Origin of the sequence: Undibacterium sp. Ji42W (assembly GCF_049340405.1) — a bacterium.
Lineage (GTDB): Bacteria > Pseudomonadota > Gammaproteobacteria > Burkholderiales > Burkholderiaceae_D > Undibacterium.
The window spans coordinates 50,576-76,044 of record NZ_JBMPOV010000016.1; the positions used below are offsets into that span (position 1 = coordinate 50,576).

Annotated in this window: 21 protein-coding genes and 1 other RNA gene; 17 read left to right on the forward strand and 5 right to left on the reverse strand. The window is 50.9% G+C overall.

Annotated features, from left to right (window positions below):
• The first annotated feature begins 1 nt into the window (after position 1).
• Together ACO0LG_RS26645 and ACO0LG_RS26650 are read left to right on the forward strand one after the other, a co-directional pair.
• The gene (locus ACO0LG_RS26645) at positions 2-1,444 is read left to right on the forward strand and encodes an efflux transporter outer membrane subunit (RefSeq protein WP_423031156.1); all 1,443 of its coding nucleotides are present in this window, start codon (positions 2-4) and stop codon (positions 1,442-1,444) included.
• A gap of 211 nt (positions 1,445-1,655) precedes the next feature.
• A complete protein-coding gene (locus ACO0LG_RS26650) occupies positions 1,656-2,240 on the forward strand; it encodes a hypothetical protein (protein WP_423031158.1) in 585 nt (194 codons plus the stop codon).
• Between the two features lie 143 nt (positions 2,241-2,383).
• Here the strand turns inward: ACO0LG_RS26650 and rho are convergent, their stop codons facing one another.
• Together rho and trxA are read right to left on the reverse strand one after the other, a co-directional pair.
• Complete coding sequence (gene rho, locus ACO0LG_RS26655) at positions 2,384-3,646, reverse strand: transcription termination factor Rho (protein ID WP_110257254.1); 1,263 nt, start codon at positions 3,644-3,646, stop codon at positions 2,384-2,386.
• A gap of 241 nt (positions 3,647-3,887) precedes the next feature.
• The gene (trxA, locus tag ACO0LG_RS26660; RefSeq protein WP_423031160.1) at positions 3,888-4,214 is read right to left on the reverse strand and encodes a thioredoxin TrxA; all 327 of its coding nucleotides are present in this window, start codon (positions 4,212-4,214) and stop codon (positions 3,888-3,890) included.
• Positions 4,215-4,490: 276 nt separating this feature from the next.
• On the opposite strand from trxA, the gene ACO0LG_RS26665 reads away from it, so the two are divergent.
• The 10 genes from ACO0LG_RS26665 (at position 4,491) to ACO0LG_RS26710 (ending at position 14,929) form a co-directional block, all read left to right on the forward strand.
• Positions 4,491-7,241, forward strand: coding sequence for a PD-(D/E)XK nuclease family protein (locus ACO0LG_RS26665; protein WP_423031162.1), 2,751 nt, complete (start codon positions 4,491-4,493; stop codon positions 7,239-7,241).
• An 11-nt stretch (positions 7,242-7,252) separates the two neighbouring features.
• Positions 7,253-10,570: a UvrD-helicase domain-containing protein gene (locus ACO0LG_RS26670; protein ID WP_423031164.1), complete on the forward strand. Its 3,318-nt coding sequence runs from the start codon at positions 7,253-7,255 to the stop codon at positions 10,568-10,570.
• A gap of 57 nt (positions 10,571-10,627) precedes the next feature.
• The gene (locus ACO0LG_RS26675; RefSeq protein ID WP_423031166.1) at positions 10,628-10,846 is read left to right on the forward strand and encodes a DUF904 domain-containing protein; all 219 of its coding nucleotides are present in this window, start codon (positions 10,628-10,630) and stop codon (positions 10,844-10,846) included.
• An 11-nt stretch (positions 10,847-10,857) separates the two neighbouring features.
• Entirely contained in the window at positions 10,858-11,169 is a 312-nt protein-coding gene (locus ACO0LG_RS26680) for a cell division protein ZapA (protein ID WP_423031275.1), read from the forward strand.
• A gap of 67 nt (positions 11,170-11,236) precedes the next feature.
• A non-coding RNA gene (ssrS, locus tag ACO0LG_RS26685) (6S RNA) lies at positions 11,237-11,417 on the forward strand.
• 135 nt (positions 11,418-11,552) lie between these two features.
• Complete coding sequence (locus ACO0LG_RS26690; RefSeq protein ID WP_423031168.1) at positions 11,553-12,008, forward strand: EVE domain-containing protein; 456 nt, start codon at positions 11,553-11,555, stop codon at positions 12,006-12,008.
• 2 nt (positions 12,009-12,010) lie between these two features.
• A complete protein-coding gene (gene ybiB / locus ACO0LG_RS26695; protein ID WP_423031170.1) occupies positions 12,011-13,012 on the forward strand; it encodes a DNA-binding protein YbiB in 1,002 nt (333 codons plus the stop codon).
• 10 nt (positions 13,013-13,022) lie between these two features.
• Positions 13,023-13,559, forward strand: coding sequence for a hypothetical protein (locus ACO0LG_RS26700; RefSeq protein ID WP_423031172.1), 537 nt, complete (start codon positions 13,023-13,025; stop codon positions 13,557-13,559).
• A 100-nt stretch (positions 13,560-13,659) separates the two neighbouring features.
• Complete coding sequence (locus ACO0LG_RS26705; RefSeq protein WP_423031174.1) at positions 13,660-14,247, forward strand: hypothetical protein; 588 nt, start codon at positions 13,660-13,662, stop codon at positions 14,245-14,247.
• A gap of 277 nt (positions 14,248-14,524) precedes the next feature.
• Positions 14,525-14,929: a hypothetical protein gene (locus ACO0LG_RS26710; protein ID WP_423031176.1), complete on the forward strand. Its 405-nt coding sequence runs from the start codon at positions 14,525-14,527 to the stop codon at positions 14,927-14,929.
• 273 nt (positions 14,930-15,202) lie between these two features.
• Here the strand turns inward: ACO0LG_RS26710 and ACO0LG_RS26715 are convergent, their stop codons facing one another.
• The 3 genes from ACO0LG_RS26715 to ACO0LG_RS26725 form a co-directional block, all read right to left on the reverse strand.
• Positions 15,203-17,473, reverse strand: coding sequence for a TonB-dependent receptor (locus ACO0LG_RS26715; RefSeq protein ID WP_423031178.1), 2,271 nt, complete (start codon positions 17,471-17,473; stop codon positions 15,203-15,205).
• A gap of 638 nt (positions 17,474-18,111) precedes the next feature.
• Positions 18,112-18,978 carry an SDR family oxidoreductase gene (locus ACO0LG_RS26720; protein ID WP_423031180.1) on the reverse strand — a complete coding sequence of 289 codons (867 nt, stop codon included), beginning with the start codon at positions 18,976-18,978 and terminating at the stop codon, positions 18,112-18,114.
• Between the two features lie 49 nt (positions 18,979-19,027).
• A complete protein-coding gene (locus ACO0LG_RS26725; RefSeq protein WP_423031182.1) occupies positions 19,028-19,687 on the reverse strand; it encodes an O-methyltransferase in 660 nt (219 codons plus the stop codon).
• Positions 19,688-20,088: 401 nt separating this feature from the next.
• Here ACO0LG_RS26725 and ACO0LG_RS26730 point away from each other — a divergent pair, with 401 nt between their 5' ends.
• The 5 genes from ACO0LG_RS26730 to dnaG all read left to right on the forward strand — a co-directional run bounded on the left by ACO0LG_RS26730 (position 20,089) and on the right by dnaG (position 25,009).
• Entirely contained in the window at positions 20,089-20,721 is a 633-nt protein-coding gene (locus tag ACO0LG_RS26730) for a TetR family transcriptional regulator (protein WP_423031277.1), read from the forward strand.
• Positions 20,722-20,798: 77 nt separating this feature from the next.
• Positions 20,799-21,998, forward strand: coding sequence for an NAD(P)/FAD-dependent oxidoreductase (locus ACO0LG_RS26735; protein WP_423031184.1), 1,200 nt, complete (start codon positions 20,799-20,801; stop codon positions 21,996-21,998).
• Between the two features lie 283 nt (positions 21,999-22,281).
• A complete protein-coding gene (gene rpsU, locus ACO0LG_RS26740; protein ID WP_005877634.1) occupies positions 22,282-22,494 on the forward strand; it encodes a 30S ribosomal protein S21 in 213 nt (70 codons plus the stop codon).
• 231 nt (positions 22,495-22,725) lie between these two features.
• Positions 22,726-23,172 carry a GatB/YqeY domain-containing protein gene (locus ACO0LG_RS26745; RefSeq protein ID WP_423031186.1) on the forward strand — a complete coding sequence of 149 codons (447 nt, stop codon included), beginning with the start codon at positions 22,726-22,728 and terminating at the stop codon, positions 23,170-23,172.
• 43 nt (positions 23,173-23,215) lie between these two features.
• Positions 23,216-25,009 carry a DNA primase gene (gene dnaG / locus ACO0LG_RS26750; RefSeq protein ID WP_423031188.1) on the forward strand — a complete coding sequence of 598 codons (1,794 nt, stop codon included), beginning with the start codon at positions 23,216-23,218 and terminating at the stop codon, positions 25,007-25,009.
• The last annotated feature ends 460 nt before the right edge of the window (positions 25,010-25,469 follow it).

The following is a 25,469-nucleotide window of genomic DNA, read 5'->3' on the forward strand; positions in this document are numbered from 1 at the left end:
AATGTCTGGAACAAAACTTATATTATCAACGCTGGTCGCCAGTATGGTGCTGGCAGGCTGTGCTTCAGTCGGGCCGGATTACCAGCGCCCGGCGCTGGAAACCCCAGCCAACATCGGTCCATTGGCAACAAAAAACAAACAGGTCGCAGTTGATTACGCAGCCTGGTGGAAAAGTTTTCAAGACCCGGTACTGGATAGCCTGCTGGATGAAGCATCAAAAAATAACCAGGATCTGGTTCTGGCCGCGGCCCGTATAGAAGAAGCGCGTGCCCTGGCAGTAGGTGCCAATTCAAATCGCTTCCCCAGTGTGGATGCCAATCTGGGTGCAAATCGCAGCCGTACCAGTGAAAATGCAGGCAAGCTGGGCACTGGAGTCAGCCCTTACAGTAAAGACTTTCAACTAAGCCTGACTGCTTCGTATGAGGTGGATTTCTGGGGCAAGCTGGCTCGTGCGGATGAAGCAGCCCGTGCCCGTTTGCTGGCGCAAGAGGCCAGCCGTGGTCTTGTGCAAAGCAGTTTGTATGCGAATGTTGCGCAGACTTATTTCAGTTTGCGAGCAGCAGATGCACAACTGGCCCTGGCTGATTCGACCCTGAAAACTCGACAGGAAAACCTGCGCCTGCAACAGCGCCGTTTTACGGCAGGCGCGACCAGCGAGCTCGATTTGCATGTGGCCGAATCTGAAACTGCGGCAGCAGAAATCAGTTACGCTCAAGCCAAACAGGCCTTGTCGAATATAGAATCGACGCTGGCAGTTTTGCTTGGCCGTTCTGCCAGTGCCATTGCCCAGCCAGTGATCGCGCGTGGCAATGAAATTGACAGCCTGCATCAGCAACTGATCATGCCGGCAGACTTGCCGTCTGATTTGCTGAACCGACGTCCGGATATCTTGTCGGCAGAGCAGGCACTGGTAGCAGCTAATGCAGATATCGGCCAGGCCAAAGCGCAATATTTCCCTAGCGTTAAATTGACGACGACTGCTGGCTATGAATCCCGCGTATTCCAGGATTTGCTGAACCCTGCTTCGCTGTTGTGGAGCCTAGGCAGCAGCCTGGCGCAACCGGTGTTCCGTGCTGGTGCAATTTCTGCTCTGGTGTCGGGTGCCGAGGCGCGCAAGAACCAGGCGCTGGCGCAATATGTGCAGGCAGTGCAGGGCGCTTTCCGCGATGTGCATGATGCGCTCAACAACACGGCAGCCAATGAGCAGGTGAATGTGGCTTCCGAACGCAGGGTCAGTGCCTTGAAAGATTCATTGCGCCTGGCAGATTTACGCTACAAGAACGGCTATAGCAGTTACCTGGAAGTCTTGAACGCGCAACGCGACCTGTTCCAGGCTCAAGCTAGCCTGATCGACAGCAAGCGCGCGCAATTGTCTGCCGTGGTCAGTATTTACAAGGCGGTTGGTGGTGGCTGGAGCAAGCCTGAGACTTTGGCTGGTAAGTAACACTTGAGAGCAGGTAAGTAAAAGAAGTGAAGGCGGGCCGGTCTCATGATTGGCCCGTTTTTTTTGCGTTTGTAATTTTTAAAATTGTTACATTTCGCTACTTACTATTGTTACGCTCTCTTACAGCTTCGCTGTCATCGGCACGTTCTGGCGAGTCGTTATAGGCATGTGACTAGCACAAATAAATTTAACACTGCATAAGGACATCATCATGAAAACGAAATTCATTCCCTTGTTATTGGCAGGTTTGCTGACAGGTTCTGTGTTTGCACAAAGCGTCAGCACAGATGTACAGCGTAATGTTGACCAGCAAACTCGTATAGAAAACGGCTTGAAAACAGGGCAGTTGACGACCAAAGAAGCCGGCAAGCTGGAGCACGAACAGGCTGCGATCGCGCACGAGGAACATGTTGCCTTGAAAGATGGAAAATTGAGCCAGCAAGAAAAAACCAAACTCGTCAGAATGCAGAACAAAGCCAGCTCTGATATTTATGCTGAAAAACACGATGCTCAGACCGGTAACCCACATTCAGTCTCCAGCAAGCGTATGCAGGCCGATGTACAAAGAAATGTGAATCAGCAACAGCGCGTTGAAAATGGTGTCAAGTCTGGGGAATTGACCAATCATGAAGTGGCAAAACTGGAGAAAGGTCAGGCAAAAGTTGATCACAAAGAAGCCGTTGCGGCTAAAAATGGACATATCGGCGCTGCTGAGCAGCGAAGCATCGAGCACGCTGAAAACCATCAGTCCAAAAAAATCCACAAAGAAAAAACAGATGATCAGGTACGTGGATAATTTGTAAAATGGGTAGTGTAATAAAGCTGGCTTTCCTGTCTGGAAGCCAGCTTTTTTGCTTCTCCAGCGCTTTGAGCAGGTGCCGGGCAATAAAAAAGCCGCCACAAAGGTGACGGCTCTTCAGCAAGAAAACAAAAGGAGACTTATCCGCCTCTGCGCATCATTTCGAAAAATTCTGCGTTGTTTTTCGTGGCTTTCATCTTGTCGAGGATGAACTCCATCGCTTCGATTTCGTCCATGCTATACAGCAATTTGCGCAAGATCCAAATCTTTTGCAACTGATCCGGCTTGATCAGCAATTCTTCACGACGGGTGCCGGATTTGTTGAGGTTGATGGCTGGATAGACGCGTTTTTCAGCAAGACGGCGTTCCAGATGAACTTCCATATTGCCTGTGCCTTTGAATTCTTCATAGATCACGTCATCCATACGGCTGCCGGTTTCGATCAGGGCTGTCGCGATGATGGTCAGTGAGCCGCCCTCTTCTACATTACGTGCTGCACCGAAGAAGCGTTTTGGTCGTTGCAGGGCATTTGCATCCACACCACCAGTCAATACCTTGCCGGAAGCAGGGATGACGGTATTGTAGGCGCGTGCCAGACGGGTGATGGAATCCAGCAGGATGACCACGTCTTTTTTCATTTCTACCAGGCGCTTGGCTTTTTCCAGCACCATTTCAGCAACTTGTACGTGACGTGTGGCTGGTTCATCGAAAGTCGATGCGACCACTTCACCGCGGACTGAGCGCTGCATTTCTGTCACTTCTTCCGGACGTTCATCGATCAGCAAAACGATGAGGGTAACGTCAGGGTGATTAGTGGTAATCGCGTGTGCTACGTGTTGTAGCATGACAGACTTACCGGATTTGGGAGACGCTACCAGCAAACCACGTTGACCGCGACCGATAGGGGCGATCATGTCGATGATACGGCCCGTGGTATTTTCTTCGCCGCGCATTTCGCGTTCGAGTGTCAATACCTTGTTCGGGTGCAGCGGCGTCAGATTTTCAAACAGGATGCGGTGCTTGGAGGCTTCTGGCGATTCGCCATTGACCTTGTCCACCTTCACCAGTGCAAAATAGCGTTCACCGTCTTTTGGTGTACGCACTTCACCTTCGATGGAATCGCCAGTATGCAGATTGAAACGGCGGATTTGCGAAGGAGAAATATAGATATCGTCAGTCGAGGCCATGTAGCTGGCATCTGGCGAGCGCAGGAAGCCAAAGCCGTCAGGCAATACTTCAAGGGCGCCATCGCCAAAAATTTGTTCGCCTGATTTTGCACGTTTTTTGAGGATCGCGAACATTAATTCCTGCTTGCGCATACGCGCAGCGTTATCGATATCGAGTCCTATGGCCATTTCCAACAAAGCGGATACGTGTAAGGCCTTTAATTCAGATAGATGCATGGTGAGTGTCCCGGGATGGGATTATGGGGTGGGGGAGTGAGCAGAGGAACTACGGATTAAACAGGATAGAAAGAATTTCTGTCTTGGTTTCGTTTTATTTAATATTATGTAATTCTGGTCTGAATTTGCATGCAGCAGTTGAGGGTTGTCAACCGGGGCAGCTGTCTCTTCATTTTCTCTACTTTAAGGCTGCTAACAATCTTGTTGTTGGCAGCCTTAAGTTTCAGACCGCAATAATACCTTAAATATTACTGTCAATGAAAGAGGTTAATTGGCCTTTTGCCAATGCACCTACTTTTTGTGCTGCAGCAGCACCGTCTTTGAACAAGATCAGGGTAGGGATGCCACGGATGCCGAACTTGGCAGGAATTGCCTGGTTTGCATCTACATCCATCTTGGCGACGACGATCTTGCCATTATATTCTTTGGCAACTTCTTCCAGGATAGGGGCGATCATTTTGCAAGGGCCACACCATTCAGCCCAAAAATCGACCAATACTGGTACGTTTGATTTCAATACGTCTGCTTCGAATGAAGCATCGCTTACATATTTGATGTTTTCGCTCATGGAATCCTCAACGAGAGGGAAAAATTAAGGGGTAACAGCGCCACTGAATGTCGGTATTTTTGGACAGCGCCGCATTCTGATTTGAATCTGGGGGTGATAGTCACGAATTCAATGGTGTTGAATAGTGCTGCACCGTGACTAAAGCAAAATGAGTCAGGCGTGGTTAGCTATGCGGTAGATAATAACCTATTTTTTAGAAAAGTGTCATGCTTGAACCTAAAATGCCAGGGTCGTCGCATAGTATACTTGCTCTACCGGCAAAACCACCACTTCTCGATGCTACATAATCCCCTACTGATACCCGCTGGCCCTTTATTCTGGCAACAGGCTGCCCAGGCGTTTTTGCGCGCTGCCAGGGAGCAAGGCTGGGGACTTGAACAAGAGCGGGATTTTTCTGCGGTGCGGGTCATCGTGCCTACCTATCAGCACGCTCATCTGTTATTAAGGGCATTGGGAACAGTATTCCAGGGCAATTTCATCCCGCCACGCATACAAACCCTATTTGCCTTGCTGGAAATGCAGGCGCCGGATGTTGCGCTGCAAAATAATACGGGTGGTGATACCAGTGAAAGACTGATGGGGCTGTATGCTGAATTACGGCAACATCCCTGGTTAAAGAAGTTATTTGGTGCGCGCCGTAACACAGACCTATTGCCGCTGGCGCAGACCTTGCTGACGCTGTCTGATGAATTGACAGCCGTGTTGCTGCCCACCGTTGGCAAAGACAAGAACAAGCTGGAAAAAGACTGGCAGGCCGCTCTGGCGCAATTGCCCGCGCCTGCGCAGGCGTTATTGTCTGAAGAAACACAATTGGTATGGTCAGTCTGGCAGAGTCAGCTGGATGGCAGTGACCCGCAGGTAAAACGTTATGCCCAGTTGCTGCAAATTGCGGGGCAGGCCAGTGAGCCTTTGCTATGGATAGCCCCGACCTTGCCTAATCCCATGGAACAGGCTTTTTTACTAGCCTGGGCCAAAGAGCAAAGCGTATTGCAAATCAGCCTGGACTGGCGCGCGCATACCTTGCCGCAGCCGTATTACCATGCCTGGCCGGGTTTGCAGGATACTAGCAGCCTGCATCAACAGGCTTTGACCGAATATGTAGATACCTCCCATATCCGCCTGTGCCGTGCGACATCGCTGGAAGATGAAGCCGTGCAGGGCGCGCAAACCATTATCAACTGGCTGCAGGCAGGCAGGCAAAGCGTGGCCGTGGTGGCGCAAGACCGCGTCGTGTCGCGCCGCATACGCGCCTTGCTGGAGCGCGCGCAAGTCATGGTGGCCGATGAAACTGGCTGGAAGCTGTCGACCACCCGCGCTGCGGCTGCCATCGCCGCCTGGCTCGAAGTGGTTACCACGCGAGCCGATACCATGGCCTTGCTGGATTTTTTGAAGTCGCCTTATCTGCTATGGAAAGACCCGGACAATACCGAGCCTGAGCAAGATGCCATTGCCGCCAAAGCTGATCTGGTCATGCGCATAGAACTGGTCTTGCGCCGCACCAATGTGCTGGGTGGATGGGAATCGGTATTGGCTGCGCTGGATGCGGGCAAGGATACGGGACCAGCCAGCCGCTGGATCAGGTCCATGGCCAGGCAGGCAGGCAATTTCGCTGGCAGGCGCAGCCTGTCTGAATGGAGTGCCTTGAGTCTGCAGGTGTTCTTTGATCTCTCCATGTTCAATGCCTTCCAGGCAGACCCGGCTGGTGCGCAAATCATACAACTGCTACAAAAATTGCAGCTCGCTTGCCAGGAGTTGAAAACGCCATTCGCCTTTGCTGAATGGCGTGCCCTGATGAATTTACAACTGGAGAGTACGGCATTTGTGTTCGCGCATACCGATAAACGCGTTGTCATGTTGCCGCTGAATGGTGCTCGTCTGCGTCCCTTTGATGCAGTCTTATTGGTTGGGGCAGATGCTTCCCACCTGCCATCGCAGGCCAGCGAGATTTTGTTTTTTGCGAATGCAGTCAGGCGTGAATGTGGGCTGGAAACCCGCGAGTCGCGCCAGCAACAGCAATTGCGTGACTTTGCTGAGCTATTGCTGAGTAATACTGACATCGTTTTATCCTGGCAGGGCAGCCTGAATGGCGAACATAATCCCGTTAGCCCCTGGTTGGAGCAACTGGGTTTGACGTTGGAGCGTACCCAGCAAGGCGTGCTTGATAGTCACCCCCTTGATTTGCCCGTCAGGACTATGCAAGTCAGCACTCAGCAAATGCCGACGCCCTCTGCTGCGACGTTGCTGCCAGCAACCTTGTCTGCCAGTGCCTATACCAGCCTGGTAGTTTGCCCTTACCAGTTTTTTGCCGGACGCATGCTAGGTTTGAGTGCGCTGGATGAACTGTCTGACATGCCAGAAAAGCGTGATTATGGCGACTGGCTGCATGCCATTCTCAAGCGTTACCATGAAGAGTTGAAAGCCACTCAAGTCAATCAGCCTGACGTGGACAAGGAAGCTTTGTTGCGCAGCATATCCGCTGTTTTTTTTGCCGATGTCTTGCAAAAAAGCCCAGCGGCATTAGCTTATAGTGTGCGCTGGGAAAAAGTCATCCCCGCCTATGTCGCATGGATGCAGGCGCATGAACAAGCTGGCTGGCAGTTTGAGATGGGCGAAATCAAGAATGAAAAGGCGCTGGAATGGCAGGGTGGCCAGGTCATGCTGAAAGGTCGTATAGACCGCATAGACAGAAATGTGAATGGTGAAGTGGCAGTGCTCGATTACAAGACTAAAAACCTGAATGACTTGCGCAGGAGACTCAAGGAGGGTGAAGATCACCAACTACCATTTTATGGTTTGCTGACGGATTTGCCTGTCAGCTCTGGCAGCTATGTGGCGCTGGAATTGAGCCAGGGCAAGGCTGGCGATGTGGCTGCCGACGATTTTGACCGCTGGGTTTCAGAGCTGGCGCTGGCGATTAAAACCAGCATGTCCGCGATACAGCAAGGCTCTGGTTTGCCAGCCCATGGTGTAGAAGCAAATTGCCAGTATTGTGAAATGCGTGGCCTGTGCCGCAAGGGTGCATGGTGATGACAGAGTCCATGCAATATCCTCAACAATACTCACAGGCCTATGAAGTCAATGGCCAGGCTGTCAGCCATGCGCACTTTACGGCAACTGCCTGTGACCCCCGTCATAGCGTCGTCGTCGAAGCCTGTGCCGGTAGTGGCAAGACCTGGTTGCTGGTCTCGCGCATGTTGCGGCTCTTGCTGGCAGGTGCTGAACCGGCAGAATTATTGGCGATTACCTTTACCCGCAAGGCTGCGCAAGAGATGCGTGAACGCCTCATGGATTTGCTGCATGAACTGGCGCTGGCAGATATCGCTCATGTGCGGCAATTGCTGACTGAGCGCGGCATTGCAGAAGCAGATTTGCAGAGTGTCGTGCCGCTGGCGCGTGGCTTGTACGAAAAGGTCTTGTCCAGCCCGCAGTCATTATCACTTGACACCTTCCATAGCTGGTTTGGCCGTTTGATACAACTGGCACCGCTGGCATCTGGCGTTCCGCATGGCTTTACGCTAGTCGAGGCCAGTGGGGACATACAGCGCGAAGCCTATGGCCAGCTCATGCAGATGCTGGCACAGGAAGAACATGCCCACATCAAAGAGTCACTGCTATTCCTGTATCAGGAAATTGGCGATTTCAATGCACGCGAAATGCTGGACGCCTTCCTCGACAAGCGTGCAGAGTGGTGGGCCAGTAACCAGCAAATTGAACTGGGTGGCCCGCTGGACTGGTTGCGTGATTTATGCGGTGCAGACCTGTATCAGGATGCTCGGCTCAGCATTTGGGAAGACGTCCAGCTATACCAGCGCATTGCCCACATGGCCCTGGTATTGGGCCAGGGATCAAAGAATAACCAGACTAATGCCAGCAAGATAGAGCAAGGCCTGACGGACGGCCCCAGCCTGGAGGCTTTTGCCATGATTTGTGATGGCTTCATCAATGGGCAAGGCAATAGCCGCTCGCACAATGTCAAAGTCAAGGCGCTGATTGCATCCATAGAAAAGCACCTGGGCCCGGACCAGATCAATGCCTTTGAAGATGAATGCGAAGCGATAGTACAGGCGCTCAATCAACTGCAAAAACGTAGCGCCGAAAAAATGGTCATGCAAGTCAATGAGGCTCTGTTTTCTGTCGGCACGGCCTATCTTGAATGCTATCAAAGCCTGAAGGCAGACCAGCGGGTATTTGATTTTGCTGACCTGGAATGGCAGGCATATAGACTGCTCAGTAATGAAGAATATGCAGCTTACCTGCATAGCCGTCTTGATGCGCGTTACAAGCATATCTTGCTGGATGAATTTCAGGATACCAATCCCCTGCAATGGGGCATAGTACAAGCCTGGCTGGAAGCTTATGGTGACGATGCTGCCAAGCCTAGCGTGTTTGTGGTGGGCGACCCTAAACAATCTATCTATCGTTTTCGCCGAGCCGAGCCCAGAGTTTTTACTGCTGCGCAAAATATGCTGGCAGGACAGGGCGCACGGGTTTTGCGTACCAATCAGACACGCAGGAACGCGCCAGCAATTGTTGATGTGCTTAATGTCAGCATGCATGGTAATCCGCTGTTTCATGCGCAGACAACGGCTTCTGATGCCGATGGTGTGGTCTGGCGTTTGCCATTGATAGGTGTGAAGGTATCCGATGCGACTGAGGAGATAAGCGAAGAAGAAGCTGCACCTGCACGTTTTCCTCTGCGTAATCCGCTGACGACTCCACTGGAAGAAGTAGAAAACCAGCAACGCTATGAAGAAGGCAGGCAAGTCGCACAAGTTTTGCTGGGCATACGCGCCGGGCAGGGCGCAGACAGCTTTCACTGGAGTGATGTGATGTTGCTGGTTAAGCGGCGCACGCATTTATCTGCCTATGAAAAAGCCTTGCGCGAAGCAGGCATCCCCTTTGTATCCAGTCGCCGTGGTGGCTTGCTGGATGCGCTGGAAGTGCTGGATTTGATCGCACTATTAAATTTCCTGATGACGCCGGGTGACAGCCGTGCATTGGCGCATGTGTTAAAGTCCCCCATCATGGCGGTCAGTGATGACGATCTCATTGCGCTGGCTATGCGTGATGAAGCGACATGGTGGAAGCGTTTGCAAGCTTTAGGTTTGGCCTCGGAGCAGGATGGGTCTTATCCATTTCTGCAACGCGCTGCAAAACTGTTGCAACAATGGATGGAAGCGTCTTATTATTTACCTGTGCATGATTTGCTCGACCGCATCCTGCATCAGGGCGAAGTCTTGCAGCGTTATGCACAAACGTCTTCTGTCGCACAGCGTAGCCAGGTCATGGGCAATATCCATAGTTTTACTGAATTGGCTTTAAATCTGGATGCCGGGCGTTACCCGAGCCTGCCAAAGTTCATCGCTGCCCTGGGTGCCTTGCGCCGCGGCGGTGATGGTGATGCACCTGATGAATCGGCAGTTGATAGTGCGGCTGATGCCGTACGCATATTGACCATTCATAGCGCCAAGGGGCTGGAAGCAAAGATCGTCGTCATGCTTGATGCTAATCATAGTGAGTCGATGAAGGACAGGATAGGCGTCTTGTGTCAGTGGTCTTTGCAAGCAGGTGAGGAAAGGCACTTTTCTGTATTCGGTAAAAAAGACCAGCGTGGTGCAGCGCGTGACCGTTTTTTTGCCCAGGAAGAAGCCCAGGCCGCGCAAGAGAACTGGAATCTCTTGTATGTAGCGATTACCCGTGCCAAGCAGGTATTGATACTTAGCGGTGTGCAAAATGGGAAAAAGCAGCTTATCCCCAGTTGGTATGGGTATCTGGACCATGTAGAAGAAAAATTGCCAGATGCTGCTCATATCGAGAATGAGGTACAGCAGAACCAGTCATTCAGCATGGCGGTTTTCGAACCACCTGCCTTGCCTGCTGAAGAGATCATGCTTGAAGTAAGCAGTGATGAACAACTGGAAGGCATAGCCCTGCATACCCTGATGGAGCGTTTGAGTAATAACGCAAAGACCTGGCCGCTTGCAGTGCCAGATACCGAGACTATTGCAGCCTGGCTGCCCTGTTCCAGCACCATGGCGGCGGCTATACGCAAACAGGCTGAGTGTATATGCAGTAATTCTGCATTGCAGAAATTTTATGATCCAGCCGCATATGCATATGCGCGCAATGAAATGGATGTGCTGGTTGATAAAAAATTATTGCGCCTGGACAGGGTTGTGGTTTTTTCGCAGGAAGTCTGGGTACTGGATTACAAACGTCAGCTTTTACCCGGGCAAGAGGCGGGCTATCGCCAGCAACTGCTGGAGTATGTCCTGGCCTTAAAGCAGGTATTTTCTGATAAAACTGTCCATGCTGCACTTATTTTGAGTGATGGCCGCTTGATAGACCTGCTGTGACAGAAAATTTACTCGTATAATTAACGACTGCGCCGTATACCCCTAAACTGAGACATGATGATTTCCGAATTCGAATTGCTGACTGAAAAAGTGAAGCAGCTTGCCGTATTGGCACACACCTTGCGAAGTGAAAACGCCAGGTTGCGTAATGACGTGGTGTCGCTGGCGACACAAAATACAGACTTGCAGCAACGCATGCACCAGGCCCATGACCGTGTCTCTGCCTTGCTGGCACAGTTACCGGCAGAAGCATTGACCGACAAGGAAGCAGCATGAGTGAAGTAAAAGTGATACAGGTCGACGTCAATATCATGGGGCAAAGCTACAAACTCAGTTGCCGCGAGGGTGAGGACCGTGCCCTGCGCGAGGCTGCTGCCTATCTTGATGGCAAGATGTCTGCCATACGCGATGCGTCAAAAGTCAAGGGCACAGACAGGATCGCAGTCATGGCAGCACTGAGTATGACGACAGAGTTATTGGCGACCAAATCACCGGAGGGGCCTTTATCTGGTTTGTCTCTTGCAGAAGTAAAGCAAAAGATCTATGAGATGCATGAAATCATGGATGATGCATTGACGCCACAAGAAAAACTATTTTGATCCGCGACCTTATTATTTAATTTAATCAAAAAAAGTGGCGACGCGCAGTCATTTCGGGGTACACTTTAGATCCCTGCCGTGTTCGCCAATGTCATATATTCCTTGAACCATTTTAGTGCATAGGCCGTGGAACATTATTCGATGGGTGTGAGCGTCGCTAGTCCGATGAACCCGAAATTGAATTGACCGTGGCCAACTTGAACCGCTCAGGTTCAGGATGCCGGCATAGCGGCATCGGTGGGGACTTATTCTGAACGGCTGTCATTTTTATGGCGGCCGTTTTTTTATGGTTGATCAATCCACGATGCTTATCGTGCTCACGTCTTGGTGTCGTAGCGACATAAATGTGCGACAATTTCTTTTTGACTTTGCAGGTGTTCACCATGGCATATTGGTTGATGAAGTCTGAACCAGATGAGATCAGTATCGACGATGTACTGGCCTTGCCCAGCATTCCCTGGTTTGGCGTGCGCAATTACCAGGCGCGTAATTTCATGCGTGATGGCATGAAGGTAGGCGATGGCGTCCTGTTTTACCATTCCAGTTGCGCTGAACCTGGCATAGCTGGTTTGGCAGAAGTAGCCAGCACTGCTTACCCGGATCATACCCAGTTTGAAAAAGACAGTAAATACTTTGATCCCAAAGCTACCCAGGAAACGCCGCGCTGGATGATGGTGGATGTCAAGGCCAAGCGCAAGACCCGCTTGCTCAGTTTGGCAGAACTCCGGACTTACCCTGAACTCGCAGATATGACGGTTTTGCAAAAAGGCAGCCGCCTGTCGATTACACCAGTCAAGCCAGATGAGTGGCGCTTTATACAGAAACTGTTGAAGGAATAGGTTTGAAATTTACTCCGTTCACTGCAAATTCTGCGACATGCTCGACTGAGCCTCTGGCAGCAGCTAAATTCATCAAGGAAATAGGGCGTGGCAAAGATGGTGCGCGCAGCCTGACGCAGGCAGACGCCGCGATGTTGTATACCGCCATGCTAGCCGGGCGGGTTTCTGACCTGGAGTTGGGCGGCATCTTGCTGTCCATGCGTATCAAGGGTGAATCCATAGAAGAAATTTCGGGTTTCCTGCAAGCCGCGCAACCTTATATCTTGCCTTTGCAGGCGGCTGCTGACAGTCAATATGCACCGGTAGTCATACCCACTTATAACGGTGCCCGCAAGAAAGCCAATCTGACACCCTTGCTGGCCTTGTTGCTGGCTCGGCGTGATGTACCTGTCTTGGTACATGGTGTGCGCACAGATGCTGGGCGTGTTGCTACGGCAGAGATATTCCAGGCGCTGGGCTTGCCAATGGTGACCACACCAGAGCAGGCGCTGGAACAGATGCAGCAAAAGCAGCCTGCCTTTATGCCCATCGACGCTTTATCGCCCGCAATGGCGCATTTGCTGAGCCTGCGCCGTATTCTCGGCGTGCGCAATTCTACTCATACCCTGGTCAAGCTCTTGCAACCTTTTGCCGTGCCTGCCTTGCGCCTGAGTTCTTACACCCATCCTGAATATCTGATGATGTTGCAAGATTATTTTACCCGCTGCGCACCGGCTGAAGCAGGGGATGTGTTTCTCATGCGTGGTACCGAAGGAGAGGCCGTTGCCAGCACGGGTCGTGCCCAGCAGATAGACTGGTTTCATGCAGGCCAGGGCACTACCCTGGTACCTGCGCAGCAAGAACCTTTGGCTGAGGTGCCAGCAGTACCTGACAGTATAGATGCGGCTACGACTGCTGCGTGGATCAGATCAGTGCTGGCGGGTGATATTGCCGTACCTGAGAATATTGCCGCTCAGGTTGAGCATTGCGTCAGCGTTGCCCAGCGTTTGCAACAACAAAGCTAAGGCTGAATCCATGATGGAAACTGGTTTGGCAGAAATTAATCCCAGTGTGCGCGATGATCCGCGTCTGGATAAGGTATTGAATTTTCTTGGCAAGATAGGTATTGCGGTTATTGAGCGCGAGCTGCAACACGCCACGTTTTTGCCCGGCCTTGATCTGGGACCTGGCTGCATTTATGTCGATTATGGCAAACTCAAATATCCCGGCGATATGGTGCATGAAGCGGGGCACCTGGCAGTAACACCATCTGCCAATCGTGTACTCATAGGCAGTGATCAGCAAGACAAGGACTGGCCACCACAGGGTGAAGAAATCGCCGCGATTTTATGGTCACTGGCAGTGGCAAGAGAACTTGATTTACCACTGGATTTTGTGTTTCATCCGAATGGTTACAAGGATGATTCCAGCTGGTTGATAGAGACTTTTGAATCAGGTAATTTTATTGGCCTGCCGTTTCTGGAATGGGCGGGTCTGAGTTTGGGGGCGGTGCGGGCGGAGAAAGAAGGTAAGCCTGCTTTTCCCCGCATGCTCAAGTGGATGCGGGAGTAGCTCTGATATAAGCGTGCAGGCGCGCACATGGCATTGAACGACGAAGTCGGGATCGGTTTGCAAATACATATAAATAAATGTAAATTTTATGGGGATGAGAATGAAGGCTTCGGTGCTAACGATTGTTTTTTCCGCTGCAGTGCTGGCGTGTGGTGTGAGTTATGCTGCTGACTGTGTGTCGATCAAGTCTCAAAAAGAGCGCTTAAAGTGTTTCGATGCTTCAGCCAAACAAGCTGACATAGACTCCCCAAAAAAGAAAGAGTTGGACGAGAAGGCTGATCCGGACAAGCTTGAGTCAGCGCGGCTATCCCAAAAAAAACTGGACAACGAAAAAGCAAACAAGGCGGCGACTGAGAGCTTTGTCAATAGCCGTATAGTGAGTCTGTCGATTGTGACCTTGAGTTGGAAGAATTTCATGTCTAACCCTGGCGATGTGGATGAGAGGCTGAAGACGGTCGAATGGGCCAAGCAAGAGACATTCAATGAATATGACAAATTGCTTGCCATGGAAGAGTATAGCCCCATGCTAAGGGGGAAAATCAAGGACTTGGTCGCTTCGTGGTTGCAGGCGGTGGAGGATGCGCGGCCCACTTCAAGTGATAGTGTGCGTAGCCACAGTGCGCGAGTGGATGTGGCGGTTAGCCTGTTTCAGGCACAGGTTGACCGTTTAAAGCTTGATATCAGATGACTCGCTTCCTTGCTCTCATGATGACTGTGCTCGCCATTGAAGCATTCGCTGCGCAAGCCCGCAGCTCAACCGTCAAGCGTGCCTTCCAGCGCTAGAATCCGTGCCCCAGTACCGGCAAGACATTCTTGCTTTGGGAGCGTGAGTAATGCGATTGTTCTTTTTACGGACTGGCAATTGCGTTGATCGTATGTGGTGCGACGTTTGGAAGAATCGTTTCACTTGCTGACCGGTGGCCCTATTTTGAGGCCATGAGAACAACCAGCCCCATTGTTTTTGTGTGATGGGTGCGCTGCTTGCTGTGGTTTATCCAGAGGTCGTAAAGTCAGGTTTTCGCAGAGTTAAAGATGATGATGTAGGGGCAGCAGGAAATGTAGAAAAGATCGTTTCGCCGCTGGCGCATTCTGCTGTTCTGATAATTGTGTTGGTCGCACTTGGCCCACTATTTTCATCGATAAAGACTTTCTTTCCGTATGATGTAATTCTTAAGACGTTGCAATCGACATCAGTTGTTATAGCTCTGGGCATTATGTTTGGGTTGCTGTGTACGCTTTCCCTGTGGCAGATTTATATTTTAATTCGCGTCTTGCTGCCGTTAGATGTTTTGCAAATAAACACCCAGTCTAGGCAGCTTAGAGAAAAAGCAAGGGCTGGATTGCGACCCGTTAAAACGATGGATAAATAGAGTTGTTCTTTTGTCGCTTGTGGCGCAAAGTCATGAGCCGAACAAACTTCACCAGAGGCGGCGACATGCTGCCCGCGTCCGGTATTACAATTGAAAACGCAATGGACAGCTAAACCAGCTAGGTTTACTTTTGAACTGTTTATGCCCCTTGGATTCGCTCACGGAAGGTGGCAGTGGGTAGCCATCCTTCCCGCCATAACCGTATCTGTTTTAACGTGCCACCCATAAAAAAACGCCGGATCACTCCGGCGTTTTTATCAGCTTAACAAGCTATCAGAAGTTAGCCTTAAACTGTACGCCGTAGTTGCGTGGTTCGTTCAGGATACCTGTCAGGTTGTTGAAGTCGATGGCGGCGATGACTTGTTGCTTGTTGGTGATGTTGCGACCATAAGCAGCGAGTTCATATTTGCCGTCAGCCCACATATAAGCCAGGCGCAGGCCGCCTTCCAGCATGGATTTGGCTTTGTATTCCTTGGCTTCATACAAAAACATATTGTAGGAATCTTTGTAAGACCAGTCTGTGCTGGCGTACAAAGTGCCTTCGCCGATTTGCGTGGAATAACGCAGCGAGAAGTTGCCTACCCATTTAGGTGCGCGTGGCAGTGGGTTTCCACCGATCAGCACAGTACCGGCAACTGGGCCTGCAGGGTTGGTGACTGTACAGCCGTTACCGCATGGCGCGACGAACAGTTTGCCATCTCTGATTTCTGTATCGTTATAGCTGACACCTACTGTGGTTTTCCAGTTGCGGTTCAGGTTGGCTTGCAATTCCATCTCAAAGCCTTGGCCAACAGCCTTGTCTGCATTGACCAGTTTGTTCTGGTTCACGCCACCGCTACCCGCAGTCAACTGCAAGTCTTTGGCTGTGTACTGGAATACTGTCGCGCTGATACGTGCTGTGTTATCCAGGATGTCTTTCTTGATACCGGCTTCGAAAGACAGGGTTTTTTCTGAATTGGCAACAGAGATGCTGTCACCAAATAAAACGCGGCCCTGGATACTTGGTGCACGGTAGCCAGTAGCGATACGGGCAAACACGGATGTTGCTTTATCCAGTGTGTAGTTCGCCCCCAGATCCCAACTGATGTTGGTGGCAGATGGGTTGGCTCTGAACAACGGTGTGCCAGGCGTGCCCAGGGCTGTGCCTGGTGTCCAGGTACGTTGTGCATCAAAGTCTTTTTTATCGCTGGTATAACGCAAGCCGCCGCGCAGTTTGAATTGCTCAGTGACTGCATAGTTCACAGTACCGAAGGCTGCCCAGGATTTTGCACTTTGATGTTGAACTGCATAACCGTCTTGTGGATTACCTGGTGCCAGGGAATTGAAGTCGAAGCTGTCAACTTGCAGTTCTTCACTGAAGTAATACAAGCCAGCTATCCATTGCAGTGCGTCTTTAGTATTGGATTCAACGCGGAACTCTTGTGTGATCTGCTTCAGGCTAGGCAAGCCATCTGCTGTTTCGGATGGGAATGGGATAAAGCCCGGCCCCATGGAAGAAGCGAACGACGCACCATAACCGCCGTCAACGTCAGCGCGGCTATAGAATTTTGCCTTGTCATACGCAGTGATGGAATGCAGGCTGATGCCTGGCATATCCCAACGCAAACGGACGCTGCCACCGGAAGATTGCAGTTTCTGGCTGTTCAACCCATCCGTAGGGTAACTGGCATAGTCAAAGCCTGGAACAATATTGTTCGTTCCTTTTTGGATTATATTGGCGCGGAACAATGTGGCATTGCCAGACATGTCGCGGCCATGCAAATTCACCAGAGCACTGAAGTCGCCATTTTTATACGAGAATTGCAAGCGTGCTGCATCGTCACGGTAACCCTCGAGATTTTTCTCACCAGTGGAACGTGGATTGGTCACGCGGTCATCGCGTGTCTGAGATTGTGCCGAGAAGCGCATTGCCCAGTCTTGATTCAACGGGACATTGATGGCACCTTCCAGATTGATCGCTTTGTAATTACCAAAGCCGATATTGCCGTAACCTTCAAAACGACGGGTAGGTTTGGCAGAATCAAACTTCAATACACCAGCGGGCGAGTTGCGGCCGAACAGCGTGCCTTGAGGGCCACGCAGAATTTCTACCTGGTCTACGTCAAATACCGGAAAACCTTTCAACATGGGGCTTTCTTGTACGACGTCGTCATACACCAGGCCAACCGGCTGGGATGCATTCAGATCGAAATCAGTATTGCCCAGACCGCGGATATAGAAGCGTGGGAAAGAACGGCCAAAGTCGGATTCAACGTTCAAACTAGGTACGCGTGCTGCCAGGAAGCGAATATCCTGGCCACTGGCGTTGTAAGTATCGAGTGCTTCGCCTTTGATGGCAGAAATGGACATCGGTACTTCCTTGATGTTTTCTGCACGGCGGTTAGCTGTAACGATAACGGTTTCCAGTTGTGTGCCGTCATTTTTGGCAGCAGGCGTAGCATCCTGAGCCCAGGCAGCTTGCATGGGGAAGGCCGCAGCGACCGCCAGAGCGATCACGCTCAGGCTGACTCCCTTGTGCCATTGCTGAGAAATAGTTTTGCGCATGTTAAGTTCCCAAATTGATGTTAATCGGTGATGTTCTGAAATGGTGCACTTGCACCATCCCTGAAATGGGGCGTGGTGAAATAGATAATTTCGCTACGCGCACCACCGCAAACGTTTGCGTAATCGTTTGCGTGGCGGCAAATCCGTTATCTCTCTAGCCAGCAAACAAGTCAAGAATTACTTAAATCCAAATAAGGAAATACGGTTTTTGCTGCAGGAATGTTGCTAATTTCAAACAATATCGTTGCTTGGCAGAATTCTTGTTTAACCGATTTTTATGCCTGAAAATGGGGCGTTGAAAAAGCTAGCTTTGCCAAGTGGACTTGTGGCGCCCAAGAAATGCCATGAAAATTTTCATGACATAGTCCTTGGTTGAAAAAACTGGTCTGGTCATGTGCCAAGTTCCTGGACATAAAATGAGCTGGAGCAGGAACGTATGTCTTGCGCCGGAACATCCAATACAAGTCTGCTATTGGCGCTCACCTATATGGCATATTGCATGTATGTGTTGAATTGGGCAGGCGACTGAGACGATGGGTAACCCCATCAATAAGGACTACCCGATGGGGTGTAAAGAAAAAAACCTGGCATCCATAAATGCCAAGGCCGGGTGAAAAAATAGTGCGTTTCATGCTTAGTCAGGCAGCGTAGTAGCCCGCTTGATCCAGGTCTACGAGCAGGGGGGGGCCTTCAGGTTTCCAGCCTAGCAGTTCTCTCGTCCTCAAACTCGTGGCAGCCATGTCCGTCCCTGCCATTTTTGCGAACCAGCCAAAGTGATCCGCTTCCCGCGATTCTACTGGCAAGCCCAGGTGGCGGCCTATCATTTCGGCGATCGCCTTGAAGGGAATACTCTCATCAGCGATTGCATGATAGGCCAACTCGGTCACACCTTGTTCCAGCGCGAGACGGTAGATGCGCGCAGCATCTTGCCGGTGCACGCCAGACCAGCAGTTCTGACCATCGCCAAGATAGGCTGATACTCCCCTTTCCTTTGCCAGGCGTATCAGCAGGGGGACGAAGCCATAATCACCAAGGCCGTGAACCGATGGTGCCAGCCGCACGGTCGCCGCGCGTATGCCTCGTTCAGACAAGGCGCGGGCGGTTGGTTCGGATTTGCGTGGAGAGCCAGGATTGGGCAGGTCCAGTTCGCTTGCTCCGCGTGCCATGCCCAGCAAGCCCGAGGTCACAATCAATGGACGATCAGATCCTTCCAGTGCGCTTCCCAAGGCTTCTATGACAAGACGGTCTTGCTCGCAATTCTCGATGAATTTTGAAAAGTCATGATTGAACGCGGTGTGAATGACGGCGTCAGCCTTGTCTGCAGCCTCACGCATGGTATCAAGATCTTCCTGCCTGGCGAGCAAGACTTTTGCTCCAGTTGCAGCGAATGCCGTCGCCTTTTCGGCAGAGCGGGCAAGTCCAGTTACCAGGTGACCTGCGTTGATCAATTCCTGAACTACGGCAGAGCCTACCCAGCCAGTGGCTCCAGTAACAAATACGTGCATACTATTTTCCTTAAATTTAATTGTGATTTGTTTGAGGGCTTGTGAGAATTCAGCCCAGCCACATCGATACTTCTACATCGTCGCCAAATGGCAGAGACAGATAGCCGCTACCTGGCGCACGTATCTGCGCGAGATAATCAGGGCTGTAATCCGCGTTGTCAGCGATGATCAGCGCGCCTGGGCGCAAGTGCTTTTCAATCAGCATCAGGACATCGCTATAGAGCGCCTTAGCACCGTCGAGTAATAACAGGTCAATGGATGCAGGAAGACCTGTTGCCAGCGTCTGCAATGCATCGCCTTCACGTATCTCGACCAGATCAGCCAGGCCTCCTTCATCCAGGTGTTTTTGCGCTTGCACCACCTTCGATGGCTCAAACTCGCTGCTGATCAGGCGGCCGCCACCGTTATCACGCAATGCGGCTGCCAGGTGCAGGGTGGAAATGCCGAAGGAGGTGCCAAATTCAACGATGTTGCGGGCATTGCTGCTGCGCGCCAGCAAGTAGAGCAGTACACCAGTTTCACGCGAGACTGGCAGCCAGAGGTCCTTCAGCAAACTATAAAAATCCAGGTACTCGGTTTTGCTGTGCATAAGGCGCTCGCGTTCTTCGCGCGAAATGCTGGCAATGGCCGGGCTGGTCGCAGCATCGGCTTGCTTGAACAGACGGTCGAGCAAAGCCGCCAGCGTGGTAGAAGTAAGTGTTGTTGTCATAGATGTTTTCGATTCGAATGTGAATGCCACCTGCCATGCAGGTGATTAAAAATAAAACGCGATTAATTCGTCGCATTGGTGAAAAATGATACGGGCAATGATTCACCTTGACTAATCGCATTGGGCCTCGCGTTTTTTCACGGACTTCGTTAATGGATAAGTCTTTGATTCACTATGAGAATGTGTGTGTCAGATCGCGAAAATTGGAATCTTGAATGACATGTCATCAGATCAAAGCTCAGGTTTTGCTTTGGCGTGAAATTGCTTTCATTGCAATGATTCAGGCGAGTTGCAAGCTGATTGAGGGATGACACAGCTTAGGTTAAGATGTGACGGATTCATCGCATTACCACAGGATGGATTTCCCGTTTCCTTGCTCTCTTTCTATGGTTTCTTACACGATGACCACCCGCCGCCGACCTCAGGTTTCCACCCGCAAGCAACCACAACAGGTGCGCTCTGCCGGGTTGGTAGCGGCAATCCTGGAGGCGGCCGTTCAGGTGTTGGCGCAAGAAGGCGTGACGCGTTTTACTACGGCCAGAGTGGCAGAGCGGGCAGGGGTCAGCATAGGCTCGGTTTATCAATATTTCCCGAACAAGGCCGCGATTCTGTTTCGGCTGCAAACCGATGAGTGGCAACAGACTTCCGAGATGTTGCGCCGCATTCTTGAAGACGCCAGCAAGCCACCGCTTGAACGCCTGCGCACACTGGTTCATGCTTTCATACGCTCGGAATGCGAGGAAGCAGAAACGCGTCTTGCGCTCAGTGATGCCGCACCGCTCTACCGTGACGCGCCTGAGGCGCAGGAGGTAAAGGCGTCCGCAGACTGTACTATCGACTTATTTATGGCAGAAGTACTGCCGGGGGCATCTGCGGCCACGCGCACGCTTGCTGGTGATTTGGTCACCACGACCCTGAGTGCAGTAGGCAGCAGTTTTTCTAGCACCCGACGCACTCAGGCAGAGATCAAAATCTATGCCGATGCCATGGCGGATATGTTTTGTGCCTATCTCAAGGGTATTCAGCAAGATTGAGCCGGACTGTGGATTCATTGCGCCTGCCATAAGCTACAATCTCGCTTGAATTTTTGAAAGTACCGAAAGTAAATACCATGAGTAATCAATTTGACCTTGCCGTGATAGGCGCAGGCGCAGCCGGAATGATGTGTGCTGCTGTTGCAAGCCAGCGTGGCAAGCGCGTGGTATTGATTGACCATGCCACCCGCCTGGCAGAAAAAATCCGTATCTCAGGTGGCGGGCGATGTAATTTCACTAACCTGCATGCAGGGCCTAACAATTTTCTTTCCGAGAACCCGCATTTTTGTAAAAGTGCCTTGTCGCGCTATACGCCGCAAGATTTCCTGTCCCTGATGAAGCGTTATCAGATTGCCTGGCATGAGAAGCATAAAGGGCAATTGTTTTGCGACGACAGCGCTGAAGATATCATCCGTATGCTCAAGGCTGAATGTGATGCAGGTAAAGTTGACTGGCGCATGGGATGCAAGGTTGATGATGTGCAAAAACAGGAGCAGGGCGGTTTTCTGTTGCAAACCAGCGCGGGTGTAATTCGCGCAGCGCAAGTGGTGATTGCTTGCGGAGGCTTGTCTATCCCAAAAATTGGCGCGACTGATTTTGCCCATAAAGTGGCGCGTCAATTTGGCTTGAAAATCATAGAGCCACGTCCTGCTCTCGTGCCTTTGACTTTTGATGCCAAAGCCTGGGAGCCTTTCGTGCCCTTGTCTGGTATTTCACTGGAAGTAGATATAGAGACGGGTGAGAAAAAATCCCGCACGGTATTCCGTGAAGATTTGCTGTTCACCCACCGTGGCTTGTCCGGCCCGGCAGTATTACAGATATCCAGTTTTTGGGAGCCGGGCAAGGCCATGCGCATCAATCTCTTGCCAGAAGTCGATGTGGCAGAAGACCTGGTTGGCAATAAATCCACGATCAAAAAGAATCTTGCCAATCATTTATCGCAATACCTGCCTGCACGGCTGGTTGATGGGCTATTGACTGCACATGGTTTTGTGGGGGACGCCAGAGTGGCTGATATGCAGGATAAGCGCTTGCGTCTGCTAGGTGAGAAACTGAATCGATGGGAGCTGATACCTGATGGTTCTGAAGGTTACCGCAAGGCTGAGGTCACCCGTGGCGGTGTTGATACGCGCGAGCTATCTCAGCAAAGCATGATGGCAAACAAAGTGCATGGCCTGTATTTTATTGGTGAGGCAGTTGATGTGACGGGGTGGCTGGGTGGCTATAATTTCCAGTGGGCCTGGGCCTCGGGTACTGCCGCTGGGCTGGCGATATAAATGTGGTAAGCGCGGTGTTGTCAGGGCGTTGTATTTTTGCCTGTTATAATACCCGATAGCAGTATGCTGAATTGCATCTCATTTTTTACTCTGTAAGGAATGATATTTAGAGGCATACCCCTGTAAATATCGAAATTTCCAGGTAAATGTAGGTGGGGATTTGTTGATTTTGTTGCGCCTTGCACAGGTTTTTGCGCAAGATTTAATCATCTTTCTTCCATTAATTTAATTTTCCTGTTAATATCTCGGTCTTCCTATAAATCTTTCCATGGTTTGAACTTACATGACCACAATTCGCCTTAAAGAAAACGAGCCGTTCGAAGTTGCCATGCGCCGCTTCAAGCGCACTATCGAAAAGACCGGTCTGTTGACCGAATTGCGCGCTCGCGAGTTCTACGAGAAGCCAACAGCAGAACGCAAACGTAAGTTGGCTGCCGCTGTTAAGCGTCACTACAAACGTATTCGTAGTCAGCAATTGCCTAAGAAGATGTACTAATCCAGTTATTGTGTCTGGCAATTTGCCGGGTACATAGCTGCCAGTTCATTAAAGCTTGGGTTTGCATGCCCGCTCCGGTCAGCCGCAGCGGGCTTTGTTGTCTTTGTCTCGGGCATTGTATGTGCCATTTTGCATATGTCTGGATTGATTGCAAGATTGAAGTGTGAGATTGATACCTAATTCCTGTGCAAATTTGCGCGGAATTCATTTGAATAATTTCAGGAGTACGCTATGGGTTTGAAAGAACAAATCACCGATGACATGAAGGCTGCCATGCGCGCCAAAGAAGCAGTCAAGCTGGGTACTATCCGCTTGCTGACGGCTGCCATGAAGCAAAAAGAAGTGGATGAGCGCGTAGAGCTGGACGATGGCATGGTATTGGCCATCATAGAAAAAATGCTCAAGCAGCGTAAAGATTCCATCACCCAGTTTGAGGCGGGTGGCCGCCAGGACCTGGCTGATATAGAAAAAGCTGAACTGGCTGTCTTGTCTGTCTACATGCCAGCAGCGATGTCGGATGAAGAAGTGCAGGCCGCCGTGGCTGCTGCAGTGGCAGAAACTGGCGCAGCTGGCCCGCAAGACATGCGTAAAGTGATCGACGTATTGAAGGCAAAGCTGGCTGGCCGTGCCGATATGGGCAAAGTCTCAGGTTTGGTCAAGGCGGCATTGTCCAAGTAATTCGCCTTAGACTTTTGCTTTATTCTTTTGCTGGCGTCCTGCTTTGATACCACAAAGTTTTATACAGGATTTACTGGCCCGCGTTGACATTGTCGACGTGGTGGGTAAATACGTGCAGCTCAAAAAAGGTGGCGCAAACTACATGGGTTTGTGTCCCTTCCATAACGAAAAATCCCCAAGTTTTACCGTTAGCCCGACCAAGCAGTTTTATCACTGTTTTGGCTGCGGTGCGCATGGCAGTTCCATCGGATTCCTGATGGAATATTCCGGCCTCAGTTATGTTGATGCCATCCGCGACCTGGCACAAAACAATGGCATGATCGTGCCGGAAGAAGACCGGCTCTTGCCTGCGCAGCGTGCCGAAGTTACGGCAAAAAGCCTGGCCTTGTCCGAAGTCATGACCAAGGCCGGCGAATACTATAAACAGCAATTACGTACCGCTCCGCAAGCCATCGCTTATTTAAAAAAACGTGGCCTGACTGGTGAAATAGCGGCACGTTTTGGCCTGGGTTTTTCGCCGGATGCCTGGGATGGTTTGCGCAGTGTTTTCACGGATTACAATGTGCCCGCCCTGGTCGAGGCAGGTCTTGTCATTGATAAAAGCGAGGAAGAGGGTGGTGGTCGCAAGCGTTATGACCGCTTTCGTGACCGTGTCATGTTCCCGATACGGAATACCAAGGGCCAGATCATTGGTTTTGGTGGGCGTATCATGGAGCAAGGCGAACCCAAGTATTTGAACTCGCCAGAAACCCCGCTGTTCCAAAAAGGCCTGGAATTATATGGCCTGTTTGAAGCGCGCCAGGCTATCCGTGAAGCCGGTTATGTGCTTGTCACCGAGGGCTATATGGATGTGGTCGCGCTTGCGCAAATGGGCTTTCCGCAAGCGGTGGCAACCTTAGGTACGGCTTGTACGCCTACTCATGTGCAAAAGCTCTTGCGTCAGACTGATCATGTCATCTTCAGTTTTGATGGCGATAGCGCTGGCCGCCGTGCGGCAAGACGTGCGCTTGATGCTTGTTTGCCGCATGCCAATGATGATAAGGTCATCAAGTTTTTGTTCCTGCCTAAAGAGCACGACCCGGATAGTTATATCCGTGAATTTGGTACAGATGCTTTTGAGCAGGAAGTGCACGATGCCATGCCGCTGTCGCAATTCTTCATGCGCGAAATGATAGGCGATAATGATTTGACGACGGCAGAAGGGCGTGCCCGTACTCAGTTTGATGCCAAGCCTTTGTTGCAGGCAATGGAATCTTCCGGCATGCGTTTGCAACTGGTGCGCAATCTGGCACAGGTCACCCAAACCAGTCCGGCTGAAATTGAAACCATGTTTGAACTTAGCCAGCCTGTTGCCCGTATCAAGCTGGCACCGCCCAGGAGCAAGCGCAATGCGCCGGTTGGACTTGAGTTGCAAATCATGCGCATCCTGGTCGCGCATCCTTCATTGGCAATGATGCTCGATGAAACGGTGCTGGCAGACGCTGCGGCGCTGGCACCCGATGGTGCCAACATGCTGCGCAGCCTGGTGTTTACGGCGCAAAGCATGGGGGAAAATGCCCAGTTTGCTGCATTGGCCGAGCAATTGCGCTCCCTTGGTTCTGATTTTGATACACTGATCGCCGAGATGGCTGAGCAGGCTGAAACAGATATTGATATTGTCAGACTGGAATTGGCAGGTGCTTTGCGCCAAATGCGGCATCAGGTATTGAAACTGGAGATGGAAGGTTTGGCAGCACGCGGTTTGCGTGAACCAGAGGATATCGCCCGCTACCGCGAAATCACACAGTTGCAGGATCAACTCAGGAAGCAGGCAGCTGCAGAGGCTGCAGCACGTTAAATTGATGACAATCCCAGGTGCGGTGTTGTTCTATCGGTGAATTGTCATTTTATACAAGGTTTGTCAGGCCCGTGATAGATGGTGCGAGTTTAGTGTGCAGCCCTTGTTATTTCATGTTTTGGCTATATTTCACATAAAGAAAGCGGGATACTGGCCAAATTATTTGTATTTTGCCAAATAATTGGATGACTTTGTTTTAAGTGAAGTTGGTTTTTTGCCTCTTTTTTCTTCAGTATCTGCCTATTTTTTATTCACTTAGTTGATATATGCACAGTCTTAGGCTGGAGTAAAGTACGCTCGCATGGTATAATTAAAGGCTTTCGATTCAAGGTCTTAGGTTGTTTCATTCTGGGCGAAGCCTTTGGTATTTGCGCAGGATGTGTTGTTTAGGTGAGCGTAATGCTCCTCCGAGTAACCCAAAACACTGGCGCTGAGACTCGGGAAGTCTGCAACAAACTAG

Coding starts and splice junctions, on each gene's coding strand:
- ACO0LG_RS26645 (WP_423031156.1), top strand. CDS start 2: ATGTCTGGAACAAAACTTATATTATCAACGCTGGTCGCCAGTATGGTG.
- ACO0LG_RS26650 (WP_423031158.1), top strand. CDS start 1,656: ATGAAAACGAAATTCATTCCCTTGTTATTGGCAGGTTTGCTGACAGGT.
- rho (WP_110257254.1), bottom strand. CDS start 3,646: ATGCATCTATCTGAATTAAAGGCCTTACACGTATCCGCTTTGTTGGAA.
- trxA (WP_423031160.1), bottom strand. CDS start 4,214: ATGAGCGAAAACATCAAATATGTAAGCGATGCTTCATTCGAAGCAGAC.
- ACO0LG_RS26665 (WP_423031162.1), top strand. CDS start 4,491: ATGCTACATAATCCCCTACTGATACCCGCTGGCCCTTTATTCTGGCAA.
- ACO0LG_RS26670 (WP_423031164.1), top strand. CDS start 7,253: ATGCAATATCCTCAACAATACTCACAGGCCTATGAAGTCAATGGCCAG.
- ACO0LG_RS26675 (WP_423031166.1), top strand. CDS start 10,628: ATGATTTCCGAATTCGAATTGCTGACTGAAAAAGTGAAGCAGCTTGCC.
- ACO0LG_RS26690 (WP_423031168.1), top strand. CDS start 11,553: ATGGCATATTGGTTGATGAAGTCTGAACCAGATGAGATCAGTATCGAC.
- ACO0LG_RS26700 (WP_423031172.1), top strand. CDS start 13,023: ATGATGGAAACTGGTTTGGCAGAAATTAATCCCAGTGTGCGCGATGAT.
- ACO0LG_RS26705 (WP_423031174.1), top strand. CDS start 13,660: ATGAAGGCTTCGGTGCTAACGATTGTTTTTTCCGCTGCAGTGCTGGCG.
- ACO0LG_RS26715 (WP_423031178.1), bottom strand. CDS start 17,473: ATGCGCAAAACTATTTCTCAGCAATGGCACAAGGGAGTCAGCCTGAGC.
- ACO0LG_RS26720 (WP_423031180.1), bottom strand. CDS start 18,978: ATGCACGTATTTGTTACTGGAGCCACTGGCTGGGTAGGCTCTGCCGTA.
- ACO0LG_RS26725 (WP_423031182.1), bottom strand. CDS start 19,687: ATGACAACAACACTTACTTCTACCACGCTGGCGGCTTTGCTCGACCGT.
- ACO0LG_RS26730 (WP_423031277.1), top strand. CDS start 20,089: ATGACCACCCGCCGCCGACCTCAGGTTTCCACCCGCAAGCAACCACAA.
- ACO0LG_RS26735 (WP_423031184.1), top strand. CDS start 20,799: ATGAGTAATCAATTTGACCTTGCCGTGATAGGCGCAGGCGCAGCCGGA.
- rpsU (WP_005877634.1), top strand. CDS start 22,282: ATGACCACAATTCGCCTTAAAGAAAACGAGCCGTTCGAAGTTGCCATG.
- ACO0LG_RS26745 (WP_423031186.1), top strand. CDS start 22,726: ATGGGTTTGAAAGAACAAATCACCGATGACATGAAGGCTGCCATGCGC.